Origin of the sequence: Chryseobacterium sp. SIMBA_038 (assembly GCF_046535115.1) — a bacterium.
Lineage (GTDB): Bacteria > Bacteroidota > Bacteroidia > Flavobacteriales > Weeksellaceae > Chryseobacterium.
On the sequence record NZ_JAWRXH010000001.1, the window covers coordinates 1,165,344 to 1,191,987 of the forward strand.

The 26,644-nt window shown below is 31.9% G+C and carries 22 protein-coding genes; 5 read left to right on the forward strand and 17 right to left on the reverse strand.

Annotation, left to right across the window (positions count from 1 at the left end; translation table 11 throughout):
- The first annotated feature begins 264 nt into the window (after nt 1-264).
- The 4 genes from SB689_RS05275 to SB689_RS05290 all read left to right on the forward strand — a co-directional run bounded on the left by SB689_RS05275 (nt 265) and on the right by SB689_RS05290 (nt 4,872).
- Entirely contained in the window at nt 265-504 is a 240-nt protein-coding gene (locus tag SB689_RS05275; protein WP_410691116.1) for a class I lanthipeptide, read from the forward strand.
- A 66-nt stretch (nt 505-570) separates the two neighbouring features.
- Nucleotides 571-1,791, forward strand: coding sequence for a lanthionine synthetase LanC family protein (locus SB689_RS05280; RefSeq protein WP_410691117.1), 1,221 nt, complete (start codon nt 571-573; stop codon nt 1,789-1,791).
- 3 nt (nt 1,792-1,794) lie between these two features.
- Nucleotides 1,795-4,008, forward strand: coding sequence for a lantibiotic dehydratase family protein (locus tag SB689_RS05285; protein ID WP_410691118.1), 2,214 nt, complete (start codon nt 1,795-1,797; stop codon nt 4,006-4,008).
- Between the two features lie 6 nt (nt 4,009-4,014).
- Entirely contained in the window at nt 4,015-4,872 is an 858-nt protein-coding gene (locus SB689_RS05290; protein WP_410691119.1) for a thiopeptide-type bacteriocin biosynthesis protein, read from the forward strand.
- 299 nt (nt 4,873-5,171) lie between these two features.
- On the opposite strand, the gene SB689_RS05295 is transcribed toward SB689_RS05290, so the two are convergent.
- The 15 genes from SB689_RS05295 to SB689_RS05365 all read right to left on the reverse strand — a co-directional run bounded on the left by SB689_RS05295 (nt 5,172) and on the right by SB689_RS05365 (nt 20,076).
- Nucleotides 5,172-5,834, reverse strand: a complete 663-nt coding sequence (locus SB689_RS05295; RefSeq protein ID WP_410691120.1) for a hypothetical protein — start codon at nt 5,832-5,834, stop codon at nt 5,172-5,174.
- A 610-nt stretch (nt 5,835-6,444) separates the two neighbouring features.
- Nucleotides 6,445-7,038 carry a hypothetical protein gene (locus SB689_RS05300; protein WP_410691121.1) on the reverse strand — a complete coding sequence of 198 codons (594 nt, stop codon included), beginning with the start codon at nt 7,036-7,038 and terminating at the stop codon, nt 6,445-6,447.
- Entirely contained in the window at nt 7,035-7,466 is a 432-nt protein-coding gene (locus SB689_RS05305) for a hypothetical protein (protein WP_410691122.1), read from the reverse strand. Before SB689_RS05305 ends, SB689_RS05300 begins: the two co-directional genes overlap by 4 nt.
- Nucleotides 7,438-8,229 (reverse strand): RHS repeat domain-containing protein, encoded by a 792-nt coding sequence (locus SB689_RS05310; protein WP_410691123.1) that lies wholly within the window; start codon nt 8,227-8,229, stop codon nt 7,438-7,440. Before SB689_RS05310 ends, SB689_RS05305 begins: the two co-directional genes overlap by 29 nt.
- A gap of 339 nt (nt 8,230-8,568) precedes the next feature.
- A complete protein-coding gene (locus tag SB689_RS05315; protein WP_410691124.1) occupies nt 8,569-8,895 on the reverse strand; it encodes a hypothetical protein in 327 nt (108 codons plus the stop codon).
- Nucleotides 8,896-8,922: 27 nt separating this feature from the next.
- Nucleotides 8,923-9,132, reverse strand: coding sequence for an HNH endonuclease (locus SB689_RS05320; protein ID WP_410691125.1), 210 nt, complete (start codon nt 9,130-9,132; stop codon nt 8,923-8,925).
- Nucleotides 9,133-9,216: 84 nt separating this feature from the next.
- On the reverse strand, nt 9,217-9,468 hold the full coding sequence (locus SB689_RS05325; protein WP_410691126.1) for a hypothetical protein: 252 nt from the start codon (nt 9,466-9,468) through the stop codon (nt 9,217-9,219).
- A gap of 57 nt (nt 9,469-9,525) precedes the next feature.
- Nucleotides 9,526-9,930 (reverse strand): hypothetical protein, encoded by a 405-nt coding sequence (locus tag SB689_RS05330; RefSeq protein WP_410691127.1) that lies wholly within the window; start codon nt 9,928-9,930, stop codon nt 9,526-9,528.
- Nucleotides 9,927-10,169: a hypothetical protein gene (locus SB689_RS05335; protein WP_410691128.1), complete on the reverse strand. Its 243-nt coding sequence runs from the start codon at nt 10,167-10,169 to the stop codon at nt 9,927-9,929. The genes SB689_RS05330 and SB689_RS05335 overlap by 4 nt, the downstream gene beginning before the upstream one ends.
- Nucleotides 10,170-10,357: 188 nt before the next feature.
- Nucleotides 10,358-10,675: a hypothetical protein gene (locus SB689_RS05340; protein WP_410691129.1), complete on the reverse strand. Its 318-nt coding sequence runs from the start codon at nt 10,673-10,675 to the stop codon at nt 10,358-10,360.
- Nucleotides 10,676-10,680: 5 nt separating this feature from the next.
- A complete protein-coding gene (locus SB689_RS05345) occupies nt 10,681-10,848 on the reverse strand; it encodes a hypothetical protein (RefSeq protein WP_410691130.1) in 168 nt (55 codons plus the stop codon).
- A gap of 252 nt (nt 10,849-11,100) precedes the next feature.
- A complete protein-coding gene (locus SB689_RS05350) occupies nt 11,101-11,652 on the reverse strand; it encodes a hypothetical protein (RefSeq protein WP_410691131.1) in 552 nt (183 codons plus the stop codon).
- Nucleotides 11,653-11,664: 12 nt separating this feature from the next.
- Nucleotides 11,665-15,636, reverse strand: coding sequence for a DUF6443 domain-containing protein (locus SB689_RS05355; RefSeq protein ID WP_410691132.1), 3,972 nt, complete (start codon nt 15,634-15,636; stop codon nt 11,665-11,667).
- Nucleotides 15,637-15,714: 78 nt separating this feature from the next.
- Nucleotides 15,715-18,501 carry a hypothetical protein gene (locus SB689_RS05360; RefSeq protein ID WP_410691133.1) on the reverse strand — a complete coding sequence of 929 codons (2,787 nt, stop codon included), beginning with the start codon at nt 18,499-18,501 and terminating at the stop codon, nt 15,715-15,717.
- Nucleotides 18,502-18,510: 9 nt separating this feature from the next.
- Entirely contained in the window at nt 18,511-20,076 is a 1,566-nt protein-coding gene (locus SB689_RS05365) for a T9SS type A sorting domain-containing protein (protein WP_410691134.1), read from the reverse strand.
- Nucleotides 20,077-20,458: 382 nt separating this feature from the next.
- Here SB689_RS05365 and SB689_RS05370 point away from each other — a divergent pair, with 382 nt between their 5' ends.
- Complete coding sequence (locus SB689_RS05370; RefSeq protein WP_410691135.1) at nt 20,459-21,379, forward strand: NUMOD4 domain-containing protein; 921 nt, start codon at nt 20,459-20,461, stop codon at nt 21,377-21,379.
- Between the two features lie 527 nt (nt 21,380-21,906).
- Here SB689_RS05370 and SB689_RS05375 read toward each other — a convergent pair.
- Nucleotides 21,907-22,545 (reverse strand): 4'-phosphopantetheinyl transferase family protein, encoded by a 639-nt coding sequence (locus SB689_RS05375; RefSeq protein WP_410691136.1) that lies wholly within the window; start codon nt 22,543-22,545, stop codon nt 21,907-21,909.
- Complete coding sequence (locus tag SB689_RS05380) at nt 22,545-25,628, reverse strand: amino acid adenylation domain-containing protein (protein ID WP_410691137.1); 3,084 nt, start codon at nt 25,626-25,628, stop codon at nt 22,545-22,547. The genes SB689_RS05375 and SB689_RS05380 overlap by 1 nt, the downstream gene beginning before the upstream one ends.
- Nucleotides 25,629-26,644 lie beyond the last annotated feature (1,016 nt).

The window sequence follows — 26,644 nt, forward strand, 5'->3', positions numbered from 1 at the left end:
AACTTGCAACTATTTTTTAGACACACTTCTTATACTCTTAAAGTTAAAAAGTATAAGAAGTATGTCCTAACAAAGTTAGCCAATGTGATATGATATCATCAAATGAAATATAATAATTATCATGTTGCTACACTATAGTACCTTTAAGCCATAATTATTACTTCGATGTTTTAAATAATTATTTAACCAAAAAGTTTTATTTAATGAATTTTTTATTATATTTGAAATACAAAAATTAATTTTATAATTTAAAAACTTATTCCTATGAAAAAAAAATTGAATTTAAACAAGGAAAGGATTACTAAACTAACTGCTGAACAATCTGCTTCAGTTCAAGGAGGTCTTGCGGCAAGTACTAATAGAACATTTACTTGTGGCCTATGCACTGGAGGTGATCCGAACACTTATAATTCATTTGACAAATGTCCGCCGACAAATAATACAAAACCTGATGACGGATTAACACCAATTTATCAATCTGAAAAAAATCAAACAATTTGTTAAGATTAATAGGTATATTAATTATTGAATGCTCTACTTTGTAGAGCATTTATTATAATATAAATTATAATGGATATATCAAATAAAATTAATGAAATAGAGATTTTTTTAGATGAGATTTTAGAAAATCCTTTATATAACAAAAACCTTTCTTTATTTTCAGGAATCGGAGGTGTTCCCATTTTCTATGGGCTTTTACATAAATATAAAAGCGATCAAAAATATATTGATAAAATTGATAAATTTATTGAATTTTGTTTTACTTATCTGGATGACAATAGCAATATTATCGGGCTAACCTATTGTGATGGGCTGTGTGGCTTAGGTCAGATGTTAAATTTTGTAACAGAGAAAAATCTGACATCAATAGATTTAAGTGAAGCATTAGATTCTATCGATGAGATACTCTACGAAAATATCAGACATTTTCTAAAGCGGGTTGATCAGCTATCTCATGATGATCGAGTTGAACAAATTGATTTTCTTCACGGTATATTCGGCCTTGCCCATTATCTAATTTCCAGACCTAAAAATTTACATCAAAAGGTACTAGTGGATTTCTTTGATAAGCTTGCAGAAATTGTAGATATAGAATGTGAGTTTACATTCTTTGCTAAAAGTGAGTGTAATGTAAGTGACACGAGTTATCAGACGAATTTGGGTTTAGCGCATGGTCATATTTCTTATATCCTTATTTTTTCAAAGTTTTACGAACTGTATCCAGAAAAAGAGAATATTAAAAGTATCATTAAAAAATCTGCTTACAGTGTCAAATCATTTGAAAATAAAGATCTTGAGAGCAATATCATTTTTCCTGGAATTGCAGTAAATAAAGAAACAGCTAATTATGATGTACATTTGGGCTGGTGTTACGGAGATCAGTCCGTAGCCTTTGGTTTATATAAAGCGGGAATAATTTTAGAAGATTCTGTATTAATCGATATTTCGAAGAAAACAGCTTTTTCAACCTTAAAAAGATTATATTCAGACCAAATATTTGATGCAGGTTTCTGCCACGGATCTTCAAGCGTCGGCTATCTTCATTTAAAATTGTATTTACTGACCAAGGATAAAAATCACAAGGACGCTTATCATCACTTTGTTAATCAAACGCTGAAATTTTGTGATTTTAATGATGGAATCGCAGGCTTTAAAAAATACAATGGGCCTGATGACTATCGTAACAATATTGGAATGTTAGATGGCCTAATTGGTGTCGGAATCTTTTTACTTGATGCTCAGTTACAGAATACTTATTCTAGCTGGGATTCCTTTTTTTTACTTAATTAAAATATGAATAAGAAAAATTATAAACCATTTGAAAAATACGTAATGAGAACTCCACTTCTTTCGTTGAATTTTTATAAAGATTTGACGAAAGAAACAGTTATTTCAGATAATACATTCAAAGAACTTATTGCTCATCCAACAATTAGAGAGGCCATATTTCTTGCTTCCCCTTCTTTTCTGGCAGATCTTGATGACTGGATCAATAACCTGAAGAAAAATGAGGCCAAGATTGAAAAATTAAAATATACATTATTAAAATACCTTTCAAGAATGTCATCAAGATGTACTCCGTACGGTCTTTTTGCTTCCTGTTCCATTGGCCTAATATCTTCCGAGACAGAGATACAGCTTGATGATCCATCTCAATACAGACGTCATACCCGTTTGGATATGAATTTTATGGTTTCATATTATTATGAGCTCCTAAAAACAGATGAAATAAAAAATGCTTTGAAGCTTTATCCCAACTCAAGCTTATTTAAGATAGCAGATAAGTATCGATATGTTGAGTATCATTATAAAAACGGTAACAGAATGTATGAAATTGTTGCAGTAGATCACTCGGAGTATCTGGAAAAAATTCTTTCAACATCACGTAATGGTGCAACAAAAAATAGTCTCATTAAAGTATTAACTGATCTTGGGTTTGAAGACCAAGAGTCGGAGGAATTTATAGATGAAATAATTTTAAATCAAATTTTAGTTTTTGAATTAGAACCCAATGTAACAGGAGAAGAATATCAGCATCAGCTCATTTCAATTTTAGAGAAAAATAACCTAGCACATGCAGCTACACTAAAACGTATATTAAACGATATCAATATATTAGATCATCACATTGGAAATCCCACTGAAAAGTATTATGATATAAAAAAACTCATCGAAACTTTTGAAGTACCTTTTGATCTAAAAAATTTATTTCAGTGTGATCTGATTTCAACATCGAAAAATAATTATTTAGAACAAAAAATTGTCGAGCAGCTGATCCCCGCCATTAAGCTTCTTAATAAAATTTCAATCGAACGTCATAAATCATATCTGAATAAGTTCAAGGAAATGTTTTATGAGCGTTATGAAAATATGGAAATTCCGCTTATGGTAGCATTAGATCCTGAAATAGGAATTGGTTATGGTTCAAAAGTAGAAAGTGATGACTTCAACCCATTAATCGATAATTTGCCGATAAGAAGTAAGCATTCAGGCACAATTCAAGATTTAAAATGGTCATTAACTGATGATATCTTTCAGGAAAAATTCTCGTTGGCTATAAAAAATAACGAACTTATAGTAATTATAACAGATGATGATTTCAAAAATATAGATCTTGCAAGTGATGATAATTTGCCTCCTACGATCTCTGTAATTGCAGAAATTGTTAAAGAAAAAGCTGATTATAAAATCTCATTTACCGGCTGGGGTGGCAGTAGCGCAGCAAATCTAATGGCAAGGTTTTGTCACAGTGATGATTTAATTAATAAACATGTTTCAGATATTATTTCTTTTGAAAAATTAAAGTCCAATTCTATAATTGCAGAAATCGTTCATCTTCCTGAATCTCGGGTAGGAAATATTTTAGCACGTCCATCATTTAGAGATTTTGAAATTCCATATCTTGCCAAATCAACAAAAGATACGGACCATCAAATAAGTATAGAAGACCTTACCATATCTATCAAAAATGATCGGCTATTTTTAAGACATTCAAAACTAAATAAGGAAATCATTCCCAGATTAACCAATGCCCATAATTTCTCTAATCCAAGAGCATTACCGGTGTATCATTTTCTTTGTGATATGCAGTTTAATTCTCAAAATAGAGGGGGTGGTCTTCCTTTAATGAGTTTTGAATCATTGTATTCTTTCTTTCCCAGGATAGAATATAAAAATATTATACTTTCTCCGGCCACTTGGTTCATGAAAAATAGTGATATCGAACATTTACTGAAAATAACAGATGATGCTGAATTATTAACTGCAGTTAAAATTTTAAGAGAACGTTTTTCCTTTCCAGAATATATTTTATTATCTGAGGGAGACAATGAACTTTTAATTAATCTAACCAATGCAACATCTGTTAAAATGTTATTGTTTACCGTTAAAAACCGTTCAACATTTAAGTTAACGGAATTTCTGCATAATTTTGATGATTCTATTGTTAATGATTTGAGTGGTAATTGTTATTCAAACGAATTTATCGTTTCTTTTAAAGTTGAATAGTTTATTATGATAAAAAGATTAAATATTATAGGAGAAGATTGGATATACTATAAAGTATATACGGGATCTAAAACAGCAGATAACTTTCTGATCAATCAAATCAGACCTCTTGTGGAGCATTTAGTAGCCAATAATGTAATCGAAAAATGGTTTTTTATCCGTTATAACGACCCTAATTCTCATTTAAGAATACGCTATCAATGCAATGTTGCTCAATTACCTATTGTCATTAATATGATGTACAATATTTTGGATCCGTTGGTTCAAAATCATACGATTTGGAAAGTTCAAAATGAAACTTATAATAGAGAAATAGAGAGGTATGGTGCATCAACTATGGAATTAGTTGAATCAATTTTTTATCATGATAGTAATATGGTTATTAACTTTTTGTCTTATTACAATAATGATGAAGAAAAAAGGTGGTTATTTGCCATAAAAGCGATAGATTATCACTTGGATCTATTTACTTATTCGTTAATACAAAAAAGAGATTTATTAAAGAATCTAAGTACTAACTTTAAAAGCGAATTTGTTAATTCAAAAGGACTTAATTCCAGTCTTAATGATAAATTCCGAGAAAATAAAAAAATAATAGAAATTTTCATGGAGCAAGATGAAGATGATCCTGAGGTAATTCAGATGTTAAAGACAAAAAATAATCACCTAGCAGATATTTCAGATAAAATAGTTGACATTCTGAAAGATGATAGCTCTTTACCTATGAATAATCTCAATGCAAGTTTAATACATATGATGCTCAATAGAATTTTTAGATCCAAAAATAGGATGAATGAGTTTGTCTGTTACGAATTTCTATATAGATATTATCATTCTAAAATAGCTAAAGAAAAATATAATTAGTTGTAAAAAAGTTGTAATTCTACAATATGATTCTTAATAAATTAAGATGATGATCTATCAGAAACTGAATGGAATTAATGGTTAAAATTTTATATCAATGGAGTAAATAAAAGAAAAAACAGCATCAAAATGATGCTGTTTTTTCTTTTCTATAGTTGTTTAATTAATTTGGTATAAACTAGTATATTATTATCTTTTTAAAAATATAACGTTGACCTTCAACGCTACATTTTATTATCAACACGTCTGGAACATTCCCGAAATTACTATTATTAATAACTTTGAAATATTATACCTCTTTAAATATTATCGTTTACAGTTATTTTCTTTGTTTCCAAATTATAATGCATTATTTGTAGGTTAGTTTCGAACCATCCATGCCAACCATCAATCCAAGAGCTATAACATGTTGGTTTTAAGTTGTAAGGATCATTCTTAAAATTTATTATTTGGATTAAGATTAATTTTTCTCCTTTTTCATTATATAAACCAATAAATTGCTTATCTGAAAAGTCTAATTTTTCTTGGTGTTTAGGACAATTTTTTTGTAATAGTTTATCTTGCTTTATATAATACTTAAGAGCTTCTTTCAGCTTATCTGTATCATTTTTTAAATCAGATAATGTTTGTTCTTTTCTATAGTCTCTAAAATTTTTAATTGCAATGCAATATTGATTTTTTAGTTGTAATACAGTTTCTTTTATCATTTCTGAATTTGGAGTAAAATATCTTTGTTTATTTCCAAATTTTTTTTCTGCGTATTCCTGAGGAAAAATGATTCCATTAGAGTTTTTAAAATTTAATAATTGAATTGAATCTTTTAATTTTTCATCAATCTTAACAACTGAAATTCCCTGATTTATATTAAAATTATCAGTTGGGGTTGAAACACAACTCACTAGAAAAAAAACAGATAAAATAATCAATGGATTTTTTTTTATATTATTATAAATTAATAACATGAGTTTTTTATATTGCTTAATTAATATGATAATATTAGATAATATTAGCCAATATTATCAAAAATAAAAGTTGTACACTATTTGGCATTGTAAATATTCTGTTTTTAAAACTAATCATATTAGGGGAGAAAGTTTAATGCTGCTAATATCTACTAATGTAGTTTAAGTTTTTAAATCAGTACTGTAACTTATTCTTAAAGGTAACACTTGTTCATTACGTAATTGATTCTCAATATACGTAGCAGCTATTTCAGACTGTAAAATGTTACCTCCTAATCCATTTTCTTCTCCATTAATCCAAATTTTTTTAAGTTCTGAATAAGAATAAGTTTGATTCCCATTTGTCAATCTGTTTAAAGCATCATACTGGTAGTCATATCTTCTCAGTACACCATCAATAGAAGTTCTCCATTCTATTTCCGTAATATTTCCTTTGAATTTTCACTAGCACATCTGGAACACGAATAAAGTTTTAATTCCATAAAGGCATATTTTTATGGTAAAAAAAAGAGTAATCATTTAGATTACTCTTTCTTTAATGTTTTTTGTTGAAAATTTAGTTGTTAGTGCCCGTGGATATTAGATACCAACATATCTAATACATTAACCATTATCTTCTATACAGTTCAATCATTTTAACTTTTCCATTATTTCTTGCGACAACGCTCCAATGTGTGTGTGTACCAATTAGTCCATTACTTTTATTGCTAACATATTCTGATTTACCTTTTTTCAGATACTCATCAATTTTTTCAATTGTCTCTTTTTCAAATTTACTAACTTCAAATTCCTCATTTTTATCAACAAATTGACCGTTTTGATCTTCAAAATAATGTTTCAAACCGTAGTAATTATTTTCAGTTTTCAAAATAGTTTTTGTTCTGTATGGTATATATATGTTATCACTGATATAATTAATAATTAAAAAATCTTTATCATTGGAAGTTTTTTTTAACATTTTTAGAGTATTATCTCTGTAGAAATTAAAATGCTCATAATAAGCAATACACTGATCATAAATATTATCAATAATCCATTCTTCAGTTTTTTTGTTTCGAAGCTCTTCACTTTCTTTATGACAAGTTTGAATATCCTTATCACTAATTTTAAAAAAAGAAATAATTTCAGATTCTAAATTTTGATTATTCTGTGCTTTACAAGAAGTAACAAGAAGTAAAAAAATACCTATTAAAAAGAGTCTCATTTTTTTTGTTTTTTGGCGTTATTATAATAATTAAATCTATTTGATAAAGGTTTCCCACATCCTGTACAATCCAGATAAGCATCATATGGGTCACCTGGCTTCATGTCAAAACGTATATTTTTTCCGTAATTATTATAATAAACACTGTTTCCTGTACTGTCGATTAGTATTGTTCTATGATCGACTCCATTAGCAATTTTATTATTTAAATTAACTCCATAGGAAACTCTTAGAGGCAATCCATTTTCTGCTCTGATCATATTCTCAACATGACTTGCATAGATTTCACCTGCACTTATTGTTGGATCAGTCCAAGTTCCAAACAATATATATTTTGAAGGATCTTTCTTATGTGCTAATTCATGTCCAAGATTTACAAAGAATGGAGATTCCTGATATTCATTTGTCTGCGGTAATGACCTTGGCATAGTAGGATCTAATTTTATAGGGGTCAGAGTTTTCTTTACCCGCACCAAATTCTCCTTTTGAATACATAAGATTTACATCATGCTTAGCGTTGTCAAAATAGGATACTAAATCTTTGCCGATATCTCCACCATTTTCTAATGCATACAAACCTGCAACAATTCCTCTTACATTATCTGATAAAGTTACACTTGAATCAATTACTTGCCATTTTCCATCTACTTGATGTTGAGTTTGCCCATTAGAATAACGATATTGATTTTGTCCGTCCGTAATAGAAATCCACATTCCGTCCGGATCAATAAATCTTATAGGGTTGTTTATTGCATAATTATAAGGTGAAAAATTATATCCTTTTTCGCTTAAAGGATCCACCACGCCCCATCTTCCAATATTCCGCATATAGAATCTCGCCCCATAATCATACATTCCAAATTCCTGCAATTCTTTGTATTGGTTTGCAGGATTGCCGGTTAATACATTATAACCTTCATGTTTTAATCCAAAAGGATAGTAGTTGTTTTCTTCAAGAACTTCTGCTCCGGATCCGTTGTTTAAAAAGCTTAAACGCACATTTCCTAGATGGTCAACATAGTTGTAAATATACTTATTATTTTCAAAATTGAAATAACCTTCTGAAGTAGAAACAAACTTGATCAACGGATCACCGGAAGTAGAAATTACTTCATATTGAAATCCGTCAAGATATTCTGTAGTTTTTTGTTTAAATACAGAATCTTCACTGTATTTATAGACCTTCTTCAATTTTGTTCCATCTGCTCTGTAAATGTAATTTGTGTTTACGTTCAGCCAACGACCTCTTGTAAAATACTGTTTGTCGAATTTTATATAGTTGGGAAGATCAAGGGTTTTCTTTTGATAAAAGAACGGTAGAAAGAATTAAGGATTTGGAACAACTGGAGGAGAGCAAAAAGCAAACACTTTACGATCTGATAGATACTTATATCCGTGATTGTAAAACTAGAAAAGCGTATTCATAAAAAATATTGCAATATTCTATAAAATAAAACCCACCGCAATTGCGGTGGGTTATTTTTATCTACTCAAAGTCACAGACTTTGCGCAGCGGGTTAGTTTTTAATTTTACGCATCATTAATTGCATAATTATAAAGAAGTTTGGCTATCTCTTCATTAGTGAAAGATTGATTTTCTTCATTATTAGAATCCTCAATAGCATCTAAAAAATAATAAAAATCAAATAAATTGCAATACGTTGTCCCATTATCAGAAAACTCAAAGTTACCTTCGGTTTTTTCTATTTCAAAAAATGCTAATTCATTATCAATTTTTAATGGTTGCTTCATATAAATTTCAACAACCTCAGATTCTTGATCTAATGAGTGTGATTCGCAAAACTCTTCATAAGAGCCACCACTTCGAAAATAATTAACTAATTCTAAAAGTTTCATATTTATAAAAATTATTATTGTGATTATTTATTTACCCCATATAGAATACCCTCCTTTTTTACCTGGATGTAGTGTTTCCCAAAATATTCCTCCAGGAATGTTGGGATGTTGACTTTTTGGGACTAATTGCATGGCTCCTTTACTTATATCATGATGCCATACCCAACTTGTCGGAGACTTTCCAATAATTGATCCCGAAGCTGATTTCAATGAGTTAATATTTAGAACTATTGTCATCACTAACTTTGGAACATTACATACTTAGTTTCCATTTACCCAAAAAAAACGACTGTTCACTTTGAACAGTCGTAAGATTTAATGTTAATTATTTAGTTTATCAATATTATTAAAAATATTATCCCTAAATTTTTCTACAGATTGTTTATTATCCTGCCAAGCGTTAGAATTTAATATATAATTATCTGCTTCTGTAATTGATATTTTAAATTTAAAAACGAGTAACATTGTTGATTGCATCATAGACAAATCTTCCTTTCTCAGACACGAAAGTAAATCTTCAATTCTATCTAATGTATAATCTTTATATTTTTCTAATAATTGTATGTCGTTCATGAAATTTATAATTTAATCAAATATATATAGGTTACAGACTTTGCTCAGCGGGCTGTTTTAAGTTTTTTCTCGGATAACAAATTGTAAAACATTAAATACAACATACCAAGTTGAATTTTCAAGACTTAATTTAAAATCGGTATTATCTTTTTTTATTATTTGTACGCTATTACATTCGTAATTGCTTTTTCCTTCTATAAAGATTTCCGGTATTTCAATTTTTTCAATATCATCAAGCAAAACTTTTGTAAAATTGGTAATTAATCTAAAATCGGTAAGAACCCAAAATTTATCAATAGAGGAAAAATATCCTAAAACTGGTATTTCATTATCTAAATATGAAATATTGCTATTTAATTGTTGTTGAATATTATTTTCTAAATTTTCAAATAAATCTGTTTTAAAAAAATCTTGCTTTATTCTATTAAATTTAGACTTAACAATATTTATATTTTTAATCATTTTAAAAATTTTACTAATTCTATACTATTCTTACTAAGCTCTTTATATGTGTATCCCAATATTTCTGCAGCTCTTGGATTCATTAATCTGCTTTCTACAATATCAACGCCCTTTATAACGACCTTATCCATTCCAGCTCCTCTAGCCTGACCTTCAAATGCTTTTACAAGTTCAAAAAGACTTTTTCCTTCATAATTAGCAAGTCCTTGAACAGTTCTTTTATAAACTCCATTTTCCATTGTAGTAATGCCTCTTACATAAAATCCTTTTATAAACTCTGTTGTATATTCGCAGTTGTTATGCACCAAAATTCCTTTCTCAGAAACATAATAATTATGGTTGCCTTCTCTTCAAAGTTATAGACTTTTTGAAAAAGAAAGGAGCAGATAAACTACTCCTTTTAATATTCTATTTTAATGAACAGTTTTTATTTTAAATTATGATTTAAAAAAAAATCCTCTAAAGTTTCTAATAATTTTGCAACTTTTTCTTCCGTAGATAATTTCTCATTAACATGGTCAAACTGTGCAAACCAATTCATATTAGGAGCTTTAAATTTCACTTTTTCCTGATACCATTTTGAAATTTCTCTTTCAAAATTTATATTAAGAGCGAACTCTAAACTGTAAAAAACACCTTCAAAAAAATGAATATAGTCTTTTAAAACAGCATTTGTTCCGTTAAAAAAAACCATACCTGGTCGTCTTTTAATGATATGTATTAATTCTATAATTTTAGTTTCCATTTATATTATTTTACCGTTCTTTTTGATACAATTTCAAACATTAGATCTGAATTATATTCAAATAGTTGTATATATTTTTTCATAGCCATTCCTGCAGATCCAGTTAATCTATCATACACCATTCCATTTTTGGTTGCCGCAACATGCCAACTCCAGCCAGAGTTTTCTCCCACTACGTTACCTAATTGGTTTCCAAATTTAGGTGTTATTTGTAAATATTCGGCTCCTTTCCCTAATGCTCCTACAGCTCTGTCTGCAACAACCTCACAGCCATTTCTGATTACGTTTAAACTTCTTGCTTTACTTAACCAATCTAAACAATCATTATGAACTAAAACTCCTTTCTTAGAAACAAAATAATTATGGTTGTCTGCTTTAAAGTTCTAAATAAAGAGTTATTCCTACATGGAATAACTCTTTTAATATTATTTATAAAACGCAGAAATTAATCTTTCTTCTGTTTTTAAAGATTGAAGTTTCCCAATTACATCACTTTTAGTAATATTTTTTAAGAGTAAAAATCTATTTAAAACAAAAGCAATCTCATTAGGATAATATTCAAAATATATATCTTGAGATCTTTTACTTGTAGTTTCAATTAAATAATTCATAGTTGAATATGTCCAATAGTATTTATTGCCATTATCTTTTGAAGCAGCTTCAATAATTATAATACTCAAATCTTCTTTATCTATTTGAAAGTTTATATAGAATTGAAAGCTCTCATTTTCTGTTAATAAAAATTTATTTTTTATTTTAAAGAAAAAAACTCCATTTTCATTAATTTCTGTTGGACTATAAAAAATTATATCTTCATCTTCATACTCAGAATAATTCCCTATCTCTTTGTATTCCATTATATCACATATAAATTTATCTTTATATTTATAACCTCTGATTAGTGAATTTCCTTCTAAAAAACTTGTATATTCATAAGGCTGAAAACCAAAAAGTTCTTTATTTTTATTTATTTCCATGTTTTAAAATTATTATTTGATAATATATGGATGTAAGCTTCTAATACTTGTTCCTGCTTCGTTCATCCATATTCTTACCTGAGTAGTTGTTCCTGATTGATTTATTGCTCTTCCATAATCTAATATAACCTCTCTTACTCCTTGTGCAGATGTTCCTAGTGCTCCTTCACCTCGGCCAATACGTAAAGCTGCCTCTTCTAATACGTCTTTGTATGATAATCCTTTTTGAAACATTTGTGATAAAGGTCTACCTCCAATATTAAATTCACCAGCAAAGAAATGCTCAGAAAGGTGCTTCGTCATTCCTGAAGCCGAATTTTCTAATGTATTTGTGATTGCACTTGTCCATCCGCAATCATTATGCACAAGAATATTTTTCTCAGAAACATAATAATTATGGTTGTCTTCAACCTCAAAATTATAAACTTTTACTTTGCCATCCAAGAAATTAATAGATTCCACAGGAGAAGTTGTTCCGTCTAAAGTTGTAAGAAGCAATCCTTTGATAAGATTTTTGGCTTCGATCCAGCTTCCGTTTACGTAGAAAGGGTGTTCTGGTGTACAGGTAATTTCCGTACCATTAACGGAGATTTTTACTAATGAAGAAGAAGTATTGCGGGATAGCTCAACTACTTTTTTCAGTTCTTTTTTCCCTGTTTCTTCGTTATAGCTCCATACAAGATCGCCTACTTTAATATCTTCAATCTTTTTGTTACCTTTTTCTACAGAAATAAGGGTTCCTTCTGTGAAACAGATTTTGAATAATCCGTTGCTTACTCTTCCTAATGGTCCGCATAGATATCGACTCAATCCTGCAGCTCTCCAACCTGCGGAAAGAAGTTCTCCACCAAGCATCGTTCCGGGTAATTCTAAAAATAAAAAGTTTTCGGCAGCAGATACAGATTGTCCTACTTTGGTATTTTCTATGGCATCAGAAAGCATACCGTTATTCATGTCAAAATTCCATTGGCCTAAAGCCCCTGTAATTTTACTTGACATTAGGAAATTATTTCCTTCTAGGTTATCAGAATTGTTCCAAGTCTTACTATTTCCTTTAAAGGTTATATTAAGGCCTGGTATATCTACTGAAAAGGTATCACTGGAATCCATAAACGCGGTAACACCACTTACTGTTCCTCTACCTTTAAAATACCCGAATAATTCGTTTATTTCTCCTCGGTTGCTGGTGCTGATGTTTCCACTTGCATCCATGCTGTACATTCCCGAAGGATCTGAGAATGATACAGGATTATTCATGGCAAAATGAGAAGGTGACTGATCCGGATAACTTTCTGCCATAGCATCCATTCCTGCAAATCTTCCTAGATCTGGCATGTAATTACGCCAGTCCATAGCATAGAATCCTGTCTCCTGAAGCTCTTTTCCATTATACTTGTACTGGTTTGCAGGATTTCCTGTTAATACATTATAACCTTCATGCTTTAATCCAAAAGGATAGTAATTGTTTTCTTCAAGAACTTCTGCTCCGGATCCGTTGTTTAAAAAGCTTAAACGCACATTTCCTAAATGATCTGTATAGTTGTAAATATACTTATTATTTTCAAAATTGAAATAACCTTCGGAAGTAGGAACAAATTTAATTAACGGGTCACCAGAAGTAGAAATTATTTCATATTGAAATCCATCCAGATATTCTGTAGTTTTTTGTTTAAATACAGAATCTTCACTGTATTTATAAACCTTTTTCAATTTTGTTCCGTCCGCTCTGTAAGTGTAATTTGTGTTTACATTCAGCCATCGTCCTCTTGTAAAGTACTGTTTGTCAAATTCTAAATAATTAGGAAGATTTAAAAAATTATAATTAATCTTTAAAATTCCTTTATCTTTTTGACTCGTCATATTTCCATTGTCATCATAAGCAATGGTATTTCCTGAAACATCGGGATATCCTCTGTAATTTGTAGAACCGTCAGTTACCGAGCTTAATCTGTTTCCTGAATAAGCATAGGTAAGATTATCAATCTGTTCTTTAATTCCGTTTGCTCCTTTGCTGTTTCTCTGCAGAGAAGTGATATTTCCGTTCATATCGTAATCTAACGATTCATTAAAGAAATCATTCCCCGGAACGGAGGTGTCTGGTTCAGAATAGATACCCTTTTTTAGCCTGTTTAGAGCATCATACTGATAATCATATCTTCTCAATACACCATCAATAGAAGTTTTCCAATCTATTTCTGTAATATTTCCGTTGAATCTTACCGGAGCATTAGACGTATTTACAGGATTGTTATACCTCATTTCATACCCGAAGAGTTTTCCGTTAAGATCTGCGGGATCATTGATCTTGGTCATCCAACCTCGGATATTGTATTTGTAATCAATACTTTGAAGAGGTGTTGCAGGGTTTGTACCACCAACTTTCTTATTTTTTAACTGTGAAAGTTCATTATACTCATTTTGAGCTAAGATCTCTTCGGTATTATTGTCAACCTTATGTTTCTGAACCAATAACCGGTTTTGGTTATCATAAGTATAGGTTTGGGTAATTACTTTTTCAGTATCGGTATTTAATCTTTTGTGATATACTTTGGTTTGTTTTGCAAGTCCTGCAAAATCAAGCTCAGATTCTGTTTTGGTGTACCCTCCTAAATGATTAAGAGCATAAGAACCGATAGATCTTCCTTTTTCATCGTAATAAGTGTAGCTTTTTGTCCATGCTTTGTCTTCCACATTTCTCACATACGAAGCCAATGGTAAGGTTCTGGTATTTTTACCCGTTGTACTTTGTCCGGGCTGTTTCAATACCTGCTGTCCGATAACGGCAGACGGAATGCTCACCTCCGAAGGAAGGGGAGGATAGGTGTCGTAATAATTCACCGATAAGATAGTCACGCTTTCTGTAGGAAAGGCATTTTTGGTGTAATAAATATTTTCACCGTCCTGTACGATAGGAGTTGTATTGTTTCTCTGCTCATTATTTCCTGCATTGGCAGCCAAATTATTAATGGCGGTTTGCATGGCGGTTCTTGTTTCAGCATTGGCAAAGAACCCTGTGTAAACCACTCTTCCGAACTGGTCATATTTAGTAAAAGTCCATCCTTTCTGCGCAAAATTGTTGGTAACAGATCCTAGATTGGCATCCTGAGACAGCACCAGTCGATTCTGTTTATCATACACCAGATATTCCCATCCTTTGCCGGGAAGCTTCTTTTCTACGAGCCTGTTTTTGTTGTCATATTTGTACTGATAGCAAAGATTATCCAACACTGTACCCGAAATAGATGCAGAAACAGAAGCCAGTGGCGGAATTACAAAAGCCAATTGCTTATACTCATTATACACATAATAAGTATCTGCATTTTGAGAAGCATTTACAGCTTTTCGTATTAATACAGTTTGTCCCGAACCGTCTTTAAATTCTGTGGTTGAATTTCCGTCTTCATCGGTAACGGTATTTTTCACCAACTGTCCTGCCGGATATTCTGAAGCAGTCGGAAGCTCGTTGGCATATATTTTCTCTGTAGGATTCCAGTTGGTGATGGGGTCATATTTCTTTACATGATCTGTCAGGCTGTTTAAGTCATAGCCAAATATTACAGGCTTATCTGCCCAGGCATTTCCTACCTGTTTTTGCTGTAAGACTCTTTCCAGCGGAGAGTTTTCAAGGATCTTTTCTGTGTAGATCTTTTCTCCACCATAATGAGTGGGAGCGTTAGAGAGTGGAGAGGTGTAGATTTCTCCATTCTGGGTTCCTGCTTGCGGAACAGGAAGATAACTTTTGGTCTGTCTTCCCAGCACATCATATTCTACGTGAGATACAATATCTTTTCCTGTAGGGGAGGCTTTTACACTGATAACCTGTTTAGGTCTTCCCAGATAATCAAAATATTGTATAGTTTCAGCTTTTTTGATACAGTCTGCATCAAGGCAATTCGTCGTCTGTATATAATTTTCTGTATTAGTCTGTGCATAAGATAATCCTGCTACAAACAATACGATGTTAAATAAAAATATTTTTTTCATAATTGATGATCGTTAAATTGTAAAGTATAGGCGAAGCATAAAATAATTACTCATTACCCATTACTTATTACTCATGAATTAATGTTTGTAGTTGTATTTGTATTTTTTTAAAACTTTTCCGTTTTCGTCAACAATCTGATCCAGCCTGTTGGCATTATCATACTTATACAGCTCACGGATTCCCGAAGGTGGCGTCATGCTTTTCATTCCGATCAAAGGATCATATACATAGGTGGTAATCTGATAATTGCCGAGATTGGTATTATTTCTGAAAAGATCCAAAGCATTCTGCAAGTTTTGTTCTGATCCCGCATCAACGTCTGCATCAGATTTAGAAACAATATCTGAGAGATAAGAAGATATTTGATCATAAGTCGCGCCCTCTATTTTTACGATAGGCTGAGTTTTGTTGTATCCCCAAACTACCGAAACAGGAATACCTTCTTTCGAGGTATATTGTTCTAAGTTTCCTTTACTGTCATATCTGTTGAAGGTAACTTCTTCAGAAATTATGTTTTGTGTATCATAAGAGACAGCAGAGCTGGGAAGTTTATTGGCAGTGTTTTCATACTTTGTTTCTGCTCTGGAAACTAATTTTCCTGCATCAGAAATATTTTTCTTAACTATTGATGTTGTTTCCAAAGGGATGCCTATAATATTGGCAGTAATAAGTTTCTGATTATTTTTATCCAAAGCATATTGATACGTTGTTTCCTGAATAGTTCCGTCAAAGGATGTTACTCTTTCTAAATGGGTACCGTAGTTATTAGAATTTTTAATCACCTCTTTTTTAGTTTCTGCAACTCCCGAATCAAGATAATTCCTAGAGGTTACTTTTTCTTCTTTAGCCCAGACTGTTTTTACATTGAAAAAACCTCCTGGCAGAGAATATTCCGGACCATCAAAATCCTGAATCGTATAATCGAAAACGCTCTCAGATTGTTTTTGATTTAATGCATTATAAACCTCAGTTTTTTCCAGTAAACCTCCTCTTGTAATATTATAATTAGGCCAAAAGTGTTCATTCTGAATAGGATATGCATCCGGTGTCTTAAAATAATATTTGGTATACCCTGTATTATTACCCTGAGAAACCTTTACATTTTTGTAGATCATACTCGGGGCGGCTGCGGTCATCCCGTCATTCAGTGCACCTCCGTCTACGTAATAGCCGCTGGATTCTGTAGGAGTATCAAAGAGATTATACTCATACTCTTCAATTTTTGAAGGGGTAGAAGAAGAGCTGATAGCAGAAGAAGGTAAATTGAAGTATTTAATATTCTTTATACGGGGAGCTCCTGTTTGTGAAGCAGTTGTAATATGTTCTACAATAGGTGTTCCTGTCATGTCATAAGCCTCAATATTGATCGGTGGTGGAGGTAGAGTAAAGCTTCCGTCACAGTACAATTCTACATAATATTCTCCGGGTTCAAAGTTTCTGACCTGTATCAGGTTATAGCTTGGGTCAGGATCTATTCCTGTGCCAACAGTCTGGGTAACCTGATAAGTGTTGCCGGTTTTTCTAAAGATATTGATTCCCCAGACATGGCCGGACAATACATCCGCTTCCGAAGCATCAATTGTGATTTGAGTATAACTGGCTCCATTGAGTGTAAAGAGATATTTTTTACCTCCGTTATTTATTTTGTCAAAAGATACTGTCCCGTAAGTTACTCCGCGGGTTGGAGTTGTTTTAGTGATTTCCGAATAGTAATATGGTACCATATCAAAATTATATTCAATAGATCCTCCGGATGGAAGTAAAACTTTATTTAAAACATTGGTAACGAAACCGCTGCCGTTTTCCAGATAAGGACTGGCTACATCTTTATAGCTGAACTGATATTTTTCAATAGTATTTTCGTTGGCATCAACCTGGCTGAAAGAATTCAGCATTCTGAGCATAAGTGGAGCTGAATATTCAAGTTTGTATTTCTTTACAAAAAGATTATTCGGAGTTTTTAAGATAATATTATCAATACTGAATATATCATTTTTCTTATCTAATGTTTCATTTTTAGAATAATTAATTTCTATAATACCGTGATCTTTTATTTCAATACTCGAAAGCCTGTGGTTTTCAGATTCTATCCATTGATCAGCTTCATGCCCCAAAACATATTTGGTCTCTTTCAGATAATTATATTTTACAAGTTCCTGGTCATTTTCATCCAGTATTGAGGTAAGATAAAATGCACTTCTGTAGAGCTTTCTACCCATTAAATATCCATGAGCAGGGTTAAATCCGCCTGTAACAAGCATTCTTGAAGTATCGTATTTTTGAAATTTGTACTTGATTCCTGTATTAGTGGTTATTGTAAAAGAATTTATAATTAAAGTAGCAGGATTAGCTACCGAGTCATATTTTATTTTAGAGGCATATGGCGTTAATTTTACAACCCGGAATGTATTATTCAGTGTATCTCTTATAATTCTGAATTTACCTGACTCTTCCGGAGTGCTAAAATTATATAGATCTTTAAATTCATTTTTTTTATATCCAAAAGAGCTTGCATCATCATATTTTTCATCAAACTCTGCCATAATTTCTCTGGAGATTACTCCTGGACCTAGCAACGACCAACCTTTCCCCACGTTGCCTACCCATTGGTCTCCGGAAGTATTACCTGCATGATAGTTCAAACCTAAGCTGACATTCACCAACTTATTGTTGGTCGGAACGCTCATTAAAGGATAGGAAATATTCGGAATTCCTGTCTGTATAGAAACAGGACTATTGTTATATGCTGCCAGCGAAGAAGCTGTAGGAACTGGCTGCGTAACTCCTACATTTTGGCTCTGTGCCTGACTGTGATACACATGATAACTTAACATGCATATCACCAGTAAAAATATTTTCTTCATAAGTTGTGTTTATTTTTTAATCAATTTAGCATTAGCCGTTTTATTCGTATTGGTTTTTACAGTCACCAGATAAGCTCCCTGAATCAAACTCTGAGTATTGATTTTGGTTACTTTATTCTTAGTTTTCAAACTTTGCAATTGTCGTCCACTCATGTCGTAAAGGTTAATCTCCGCCTCAAACGCTCCCTCTCTCAGGCCCTCAAACCCAATTTCCACGTAAGCATAATCTGAAACCGGATTCGGATAAATCTTAATGTCTTGTTTTACAATCAGCTGATCAATCAGTTTATCACCAAGCTTAACAATCTTCCAGTTTTCTTTTCCTAGTTCCTCAGCACTTGTACCTGCCAGCAAAATCGAGCCGTCTCTGTTAAGTTTGATATCAGACAATCTTTCCTCTTTTTTACTGGATTCTCCTTTTACATGCTTTCTCCACTGCTCATTGCCGTTTTCATCTAAATACAGTATCCAAAATTTCTCATCATCACTTTCAATTCTTCCCTCAGCTTGAGTATATCCCCCGATCAGCACTCCTTTTGTAGATTTCCCATTTCCATCTGACTCCCTGTTAATCACACTCATTCCCATCAAAACATCCCTGTTTTTGAAATTGAAGGATTTCTGCCAGATTTCATCACCTCTTTCATTCAAAGAAATCAGCCAGACATCGGTTCCTTCTTCAATTCCAACGGTTTTATTTCCTGATCTCTCAGATCTGGATTCTCCACCGATTAAAAATCCGTTTGAAGTTAATGCCAGTGTTCTCAAATGATCATCACCTTTTCCACCAAAATTCTTTTCCCATTCAACTTTTCCATCTTTATTGAGTTTAATAATCCAATAATCTCCTTCTCCAAAGTTTTCGGTTTTCTTTGAACCTCCTGCATTACTTCTGGAATAGATACCTAATAATGCTCCACCATCTTTTGTAGGAATCATTTTTTCAACTTCATCTAATCCTTTTCCGCCTAAAATAAGTTGTGATAATTCTTTCCCGTTCTTGTCTAATTTTATAATTAAAATATCCTTGGAACCATAGCCTTTAGCTGAATTCTGAACATTTCCGGCAACGAAAAATCCCAAATCTGTAGTTTGTATCACAGATCTTGCTTCTTCGTCAGAAGAACTTCCCAACGTTTTTTGCCATAACTCGTCTCCGAATTCATTCAAACGAATCAACCAGATATCCGATCCGCCTTTAGAATCCTCTTTTTTGTCTAAACCTTTTCCGCTGTAAGACGTTCCAGAAAGGAGAAAACCGCCTTCCTGTGTTGCAACGGTTGCAGACAGAAAATCATGATTTTGACCGGAGAAATATTTCTCCCAAACTTCCTCTCCCTGTTGATTAAGTTTAACCAAGTGAAAATCGTAGCCGTTGTTTTGTTTATTATCCGTAGACAGCTTTTTAGATTGAATAGAACTGCCTGTAATTAAATACTGTCCGTCAATTGTTGTGGTAACTTGTGATAAGAAATCCTGAGTATTGGATTTAATGTCCTTCTGCCAAATCACTTCCTGTGAATAAAGGACAGAAATCGTGCACATAGTAAGTGCACTCATATAGAGTTTTTTCATTCCCGTGTTTTTTAGTGTTAATAGTTTATTTTTTAAATCGCGCAAATTTACTATTTCCCAATGAGTTATAAAATTATATTTTATAGATTTAATTCGTGCTTTTCATCGTTTTTATTACTTTACAGCTGTACATGTATAAGTTGACATGATTTTACTGCTATATATGTTTGCAAAGGTATTTCTGTAAGGCGACAAAGCATGTCGTATTATATAGAGATGCAAAAATTCTCTCAATGGTTCGAATACAAAAATAAAAAGCCTGCTTATACTTAGATTACGGAATACCATATTATCTATTTTTTTTAAGTATAATTTATATTTTTACGGTCTTGAATCTTACTACAGCACAAATAGGTATGTAAACCAAATAATTATTCGACTCATGAAGTTACCCACAAAACTGGAAGACCACTATGTAAAAAAAGTACTTTACAATACTTCCTTAGAAAGCCTTCCTGATGAAGAATGGAAGCCCGTAGAAAATTACGAGAACTACATGATTTCCAACTATGGGCGCCTGAAAAGCCTTGAGCGGCAGTCTACCTCATTATTTGGCAAAGAACGAATGCTGCCTGAAAAGGTTATGAAACTTATTTTTGTAAAACACTTTAACAGATATCTTCAAGATAGCATGTATCATGTTCATTGTACCTTATCAGTAGAAGGCAATAAATATCGAAAATCTGTAGCCCGTCTGGTCTATTATCACTTTGTTGAAAAATTCGATGTGAAGGATCGTACTATTGCTATTATCTCTAAAGATAGCAACAGTCTTCATATACATAGCAACAATTTGGAGAAGGTTTCCGCCAGTGAGCGGAGCCTTAAGATATATCGCATGAACAGGGCACGAAACCGAAATGTGATCTATCTCCAACCAGTCAGTCAGTATACTGTTGAAGGTAAATTGGTAGCCAATTTTGAAGACATGTACACCGCCGGCGAAGCAGTTGGTGTACTTCCCGAAAGCATTATGGACGTTGTCTATAAGGAATTTTTAACTGCAGGCGGGTTTAGATGGTTTTTACAAAGCTATCACCCTAAAAAAAAAGATTTTCTAATCACTGATACATCAGACTACTCAGAAAGAGTATTCAATTTTTCTCTTTGGAAAAAGCTAGGTCAGCCTAAGATTGAAAGAAATAATCCGCCAGCCTGCATGAATTTATCTATTAAAGATCTGCCTAATGAATGCTGGCGACTGATATCGGGATCTGAAAGCCGTTTTGCCATCTCCAATAAAGGAAGGATCAAACGTCTCAGTAGCTGGGTCTCCCATCCCCAGGAAGAAAGATCTTTTTAAAAGAACAAATCCTATCCCAAATTATGGGAATTAACAGCAGTACAACCTACTCTCTGTATAGTATTTTACGTCATAAAGGAAAAACAAACGGGTTACCATTACCAAGCTTCTTTATTACTATTTTGTGGAAGAGTTTGACTTAAATGATAATACCATGACGGTTGTTAATCAAAACAGTCCATTGTGGGAAATTGATATTTCAAAACTAATGTTATGCCCTATTTATGATGTCCTTAAGGGAAAAGTAAATATTAAAAAAAAATTGAAGTTATGAAAAACCACTTAAAAATAGCAAAATATGAAAATTTCTAATATTCAGTTAAAAATGAAATATTGGAGTTGCTGAAATTTATTCGGAAAAGACCTTCAGGTTTGCCCCAAGGATTATTTATTTCTGAATAAGTATAATTTAAACCATAATTATCTCACTAACAATACATTTTCTATTATAAAAATATAATCTAATTATTGTATTTTCTGATTATTAGATAAATTGGTAATATGCTATAAACAATATTAGTTCGTTTTCAGTAAAAAAACTCTTCAAAAAAAATTGTTTTGTCCATAGTGTCAATTTTATTATAAGCTATATGACCAACATAATTTTCGTGAATGGAAATCTCTTTTACATAAAACATTTTATCATCAATTAAACATTCATTATTTATAAATTCAAACGATTGTAGATCTATTTGTAAACCTCTCCCATCCGCTTTTATAATGGCTTCTTTTATTGTCCAATACTTTAATAAACATTTAATTTTATTATCAGCATGATGTATTTCATCAAATTCTTTACCGGTCATTTGTGATTGAAAATCCATGTAATTTATTTTTTCATTTAAAAATTCAACATCAATTCCCACAGGAAAACCAGCGATGATACAAACCGCCAGTTTTTCTGAATGTGAAATGTTAAAATAAATATCCTGTCCTTTTAAAAATGGTTTATTATTAGGCGTGAGATCAATTTCAATTTCGTTGATCTGATAATAATTATTTAATCCGTATTTCAAAAGAACCCTTCCCAATAAAGACAATTGAGCATCCTGCCATTTTCTGTAGTTCAGAATTTTAGCTTTAAAATTTTCCGGGAAGCTTTTTAAATATGTATCTAATAGAAATTCATGTTTAAACTCATCAATAAATGTATATAAAATGACCACTAATAATTTTCTTCAATCGCATCCAAACTCAAAACTCCCATAAATTCCAGATAAGGAGTCATCAGCTTTTTATCAAAAACCGGCGGTGTTAAATTGGTATCTGCTAAAAATTGCTGGGTATTGCTTCTGTCATAATAATAGGTATTTTCGTAGGCTTCTACTAATGATTTTCCTTCGTGCACATCTTCTGTGAACAGGCTTAGCAAAGGATAAATAGGTAAATTACTATCATATTTCCATTGGTTGAGCCATTGATGATATTCCATTCCTTTTAAATTGATATCATAATATTCATTTATTTTGGCACAGAAATCAGTGAGCGAAACATCATTTTCAGGTAAAGGAGAAAGGTGGAAATTGAGCCCGACCGCTTCTTTCTTTTTACTGATGTGCATGATCGCTTTACACATATAATCTACCGTCGTCAGTTCATCTTTTAATCCCATGACAAGCGGAAATGAATTAAGCTCAACACAGCTTCTAATAAGCGATCCCCACCACTGATTCATCACGGTTGCCCCGGAAGTGCTGTGACAAACTGCAAAACCCAACCTGAAATTCGTAATAGGAAGCCCTTTTTGTCGCGCTTTTTCAGCAATACTTTCCATTACCCATTTGCTTTTTATATATCCCAAATCTCTGGAAACTGCTGCCATATTTTGATCGATAGAATCGTCTTCATACATCCACGTTTTCTTTGTGAAAGGTCTTCCCCAGCTAAATACGCCCATGGAAGACAGCAACATCAGAAATTTTATTTTTCCGGTCACCGCAAGATCAATGATATTGTGCAAACCGTCAATGTTTGATTTTTTAATTAAAGAATACGGCTGCACATAACTCACCGAACTTCCCGAATGATAAATGACCTCAATATGATTGGTAACGAAACTGTAATTTTCATTTTCCATTCCGAAATGAGGTAAAGATAAGTCTCCAATCATCGCAATAACACGGCTTTCATAATCGACCGACCACGATAATTTAAATTTTTCAAAAGTATTTTTAATACGCTCCAGCCCTTCTTCCGAGGATGAAGCACGTACCAAACAGTAAATATTTGCCGAAGTCTGCTGTAAAAGCTCTTCCAATAAATGAGATCCTACAAAACCTGTTGTTCCTGTTAAAAAAATACTTTTAGGATTCTTTAAAATCTCCGGATCTGGTGATTCATTTATATTGAAATCGATATGTAATTCCGAATCTTTTATCAATTCACTGATCATCATTTCAGCCTTACTTTTTTGCGAAATTTCGGTTTTCACCATTCTATTTTCAACCTCTTTAACAAAAGCTGAGATCGTGGTATAAATATAAAGTTCTGGCAAACTGATCAAATTTCTGACAGGCTCAGGAAGCAGCATATGCAATTGAGCAAGCAACAGCGAATGACCTCCCAATTCAAAAAAATCATCTTCTTCATTAACATCTTCCAGCGAAAGAAGGTCTTTCCAGATGTGGGTCACGACTTGGGTTAAATTATCTTCTTTCCATTTCGGTAAATTGTTATTTTTTGATTGATTTTCAGGAATTTCTAAGAGCTTTTTATCTATTTTTCCGGCATGATTCAAAGGCATTTGATCTACAATAAAAATCTTGTCAGGAAGCATATAGGCAGGCATCACCTGTTGTAGTTTAGCCTTTATATTCTGTAAAACTTTTGTCTGATCTTCATCAGTTGCAAGTTGAATAAAAGCAATTAAAGCAGGTAAACCATTTTCTTTTCTCTGTACTTTAACCGCACTTTGAGTAATCTGTGGCAATTTTGAGATATTATATTCAATCTCAGCAAGTTCAATTCTATACCCTCGGATTTTAACCTGATCGTCTTTTCTTCCGTAAAACTCCAAATTTCCATCTTCTCTTCGCAAAGCCATATCTCCCGTTTTATAAAGCGTTGTGCCTTTATTTAATTGATCCAAAAGCCATTCCGGAGCATGGATAAAAGATTTTATAGTGTCTTCTTCACGATGTAAATATCCTAACGCCAGTTGAGAACCTCCGACATAAATTTCTCCAACTGTCCCATCTGTTACAGGTTTCAGATTTTCGTCCAATAGAAATACATCAACAAACGGCATTGCAGTTCCTATAATTTTTGGATTAATTTCTTCTTTAAATTCATAATTACTTACCGCAACAGTGGCTTCGGTTGGACCATAACTATTAATTAAACGTATCCTTTTGTACCATGATTTTACGGTGTTTTCACTACAAGCTTCACCACCAATGGCTATCGTATGGAGATTTCCGATAGGTTTGTTCAAAGGTAACGACGCTAAAACCATCGGAGGCATTAAAGGAACGGTGTCGATATGATGAGTAACAATAAAATCTAAAAGCGGTTCGCCCACAATTTTATTATTTGGATATAAATGTATGGTAGCTCCTTTAATTAAGGGCGTCCAGATATCTATTATAGCAGCATCAAAGCTCGGAGAGGCAAATTGCAGGGTTATATTATCAGCCGATAAACCTAAAACTTCTGCCTGATATTGTACAAAATTATAAAAAGAATGATGTGAAATAATCACTCCTTTTGGCATTCCTGTACTACCGGAGGTGTAGATTACGTATGCAGGATTATCTGGTAAAATATCAATTAAAAGATTGTCGGTTGACTTATTTTGAAAACTTTCATCAGAAATTAAAGAATCTAATGCAATAGTTTGTGTCTGATCATTATTTACTTTATCTAAATATTGATCTACGCTGAGCATCAGTTTGATTTTTGAATCATTAATCATCATCTGGATTCGGGCTTGTGGTAATTCCCCATCGATAGGTAAATAAGTTGCTCCCGACTTTAAAATGGCTAAAAAAGCAATGATACGGCTTGTTGATTGAGGAATACAAACTCCGATCAATCCTCCTTTTTCAATATTCTGAGTTTGTAAATAATGTGCTAATTGATTGGCTTTTGCATTAAGTTTTTGATACGTGGTTTTTTCAGAACCATCGACGATGGCATTTTTTTCAGGATACTCTTTCGAGATTTTCTCAATTTGCTTTACAATATTGATTGCATTATTCTGCAAATTACTATCCAAAAAATCATTTAGATAGTTTAGTTGTTTTTCCATGGATTTAGTTTTTGTGAAATGGTATTATTAATTTTTTGATTCTTAAAAATAAAGGTTTTAATTCCTACCTATATAACAGTCGCATTAATTTTTTTTAACAAATACTATTAATAAATTTTATTATTCTTTATTTTACATCAAAATTAATAAATTAAATAAATAGATAATGTAATATTAATGCAAACTATTTTTTATTTAACTGAATTAATTGCATGTAGTTACCCTCCTAAAACAATTGACTTAATGCAAATAAACGATTGCTACTTAATTCTATTTTTTTCCGTAAAACGCTAATTATGGTATAGATAGGCACAAAAAGCCTTTGTGCGTAGATTTTATAAATGTATTTGCGAATCTTAAAACCTACAAGCTTCTAAAATAGCATTAAGAATTTCGTTTTTGTAAAATTTATCTACAATTAAGTTTTCATTATTTATAAATTCAAAAATACCTTTAGTTGTAGCTTTTATTGTGTCTTTATAATTTTTTGTATTTTTTCACTTGTATTCATAATCATCGTTTTGTGAGATGCTATCATTAAAATACTGGGTATATTTATAAATTTCACTTGATCCTAACTTTAAAAAGTTTATATATCATATACTCCACACATTATAACTTTTTCAGAATCAATTTGGTGAATCATAGTATATATTAGATATTTATAAGATTCCCCTTCTTCATCTATACCATCAAAAAAACCTAATTCATCTGGAATGTAAATCTCACCCGGGAACTAACTAGCAATTGCATTTTTCATTTCTGTTAGATCTTTGTATATTCTATTCTCATAGACCTTTAGTAACTTTCCGTTGTAGAAGTATTCAATATATTCCATTTTATTATTTAATGTTAATTTTCTAACTTGTTGATATAGTAATTATTTATATTATAGGTTTTATTTCATTTTTTACAGAATATTGTTTTTCAGCTACAAGAAGTTGAATATTTATGATTTATTTATTAGATAAATGTAACGATTAGGGCATTACATTACTAATCACTACATATAATTA

Bases quoted from the DNA above. Each gene is read 5' to 3' on its own strand.
- SB689_RS05275 (WP_410691116.1), top strand. From the start codon at position 265: ATGAAAAAAAAATTGAATTTAAACAAGGAAAGGATTACTAAACTAACT.
- SB689_RS05280 (WP_410691117.1), top strand. From the start codon at position 571: ATGGATATATCAAATAAAATTAATGAAATAGAGATTTTTTTAGATGAG.
- SB689_RS05285 (WP_410691118.1), top strand. From the start codon at position 1,795: ATGAATAAGAAAAATTATAAACCATTTGAAAAATACGTAATGAGAACT.
- SB689_RS05290 (WP_410691119.1), top strand. From the start codon at position 4,015: ATGATAAAAAGATTAAATATTATAGGAGAAGATTGGATATACTATAAA.
- SB689_RS05295 (WP_410691120.1), bottom strand. From the start codon at position 5,834: ATGTTATTAATTTATAATAATATAAAAAAAAATCCATTGATTATTTTA.
- SB689_RS05300 (WP_410691121.1), bottom strand. From the start codon at position 7,038: ATGAGACTCTTTTTAATAGGTATTTTTTTACTTCTTGTTACTTCTTGT.
- SB689_RS05305 (WP_410691122.1), bottom strand. From the start codon at position 7,466: ATGCCAAGGTCATTACCGCAGACAAATGAATATCAGGAATCTCCATTC.
- SB689_RS05315 (WP_410691124.1), bottom strand. From the start codon at position 8,895: ATGAAACTTTTAGAATTAGTTAATTATTTTCGAAGTGGTGGCTCTTAT.
- SB689_RS05320 (WP_410691125.1), bottom strand. From the start codon at position 9,132: ATGACAATAGTTCTAAATATTAACTCATTGAAATCAGCTTCGGGATCA.
- SB689_RS05325 (WP_410691126.1), bottom strand. From the start codon at position 9,468: ATGAACGACATACAATTATTAGAAAAATATAAAGATTATACATTAGAT.
- SB689_RS05330 (WP_410691127.1), bottom strand. From the start codon at position 9,930: ATGATTAAAAATATAAATATTGTTAAGTCTAAATTTAATAGAATAAAG.
- SB689_RS05335 (WP_410691128.1), bottom strand. From the start codon at position 10,169: ATGGAAAATGGAGTTTATAAAAGAACTGTTCAAGGACTTGCTAATTAT.
- SB689_RS05340 (WP_410691129.1), bottom strand. From the start codon at position 10,675: ATGGAAACTAAAATTATAGAATTAATACATATCATTAAAAGACGACCA.
- SB689_RS05350 (WP_410691131.1), bottom strand. From the start codon at position 11,652: ATGGAAATAAATAAAAATAAAGAACTTTTTGGTTTTCAGCCTTATGAA.
- SB689_RS05355 (WP_410691132.1), bottom strand. From the start codon at position 15,636: ATGAAAAAAATATTTTTATTTAACATCGTATTGTTTGTAGCAGGATTA.
- SB689_RS05360 (WP_410691133.1), bottom strand. From the start codon at position 18,501: ATGAAGAAAATATTTTTACTGGTGATATGCATGTTAAGTTATCATGTG.
- SB689_RS05365 (WP_410691134.1), bottom strand. From the start codon at position 20,076: ATGAAAAAACTCTATATGAGTGCACTTACTATGTGCACGATTTCTGTC.
- SB689_RS05370 (WP_410691135.1), top strand. From the start codon at position 20,459: ATGAAGTTACCCACAAAACTGGAAGACCACTATGTAAAAAAAGTACTT.
- SB689_RS05380 (WP_410691137.1), bottom strand. From the start codon at position 25,628: ATGGAAAAACAACTAAACTATCTAAATGATTTTTTGGATAGTAATTTG.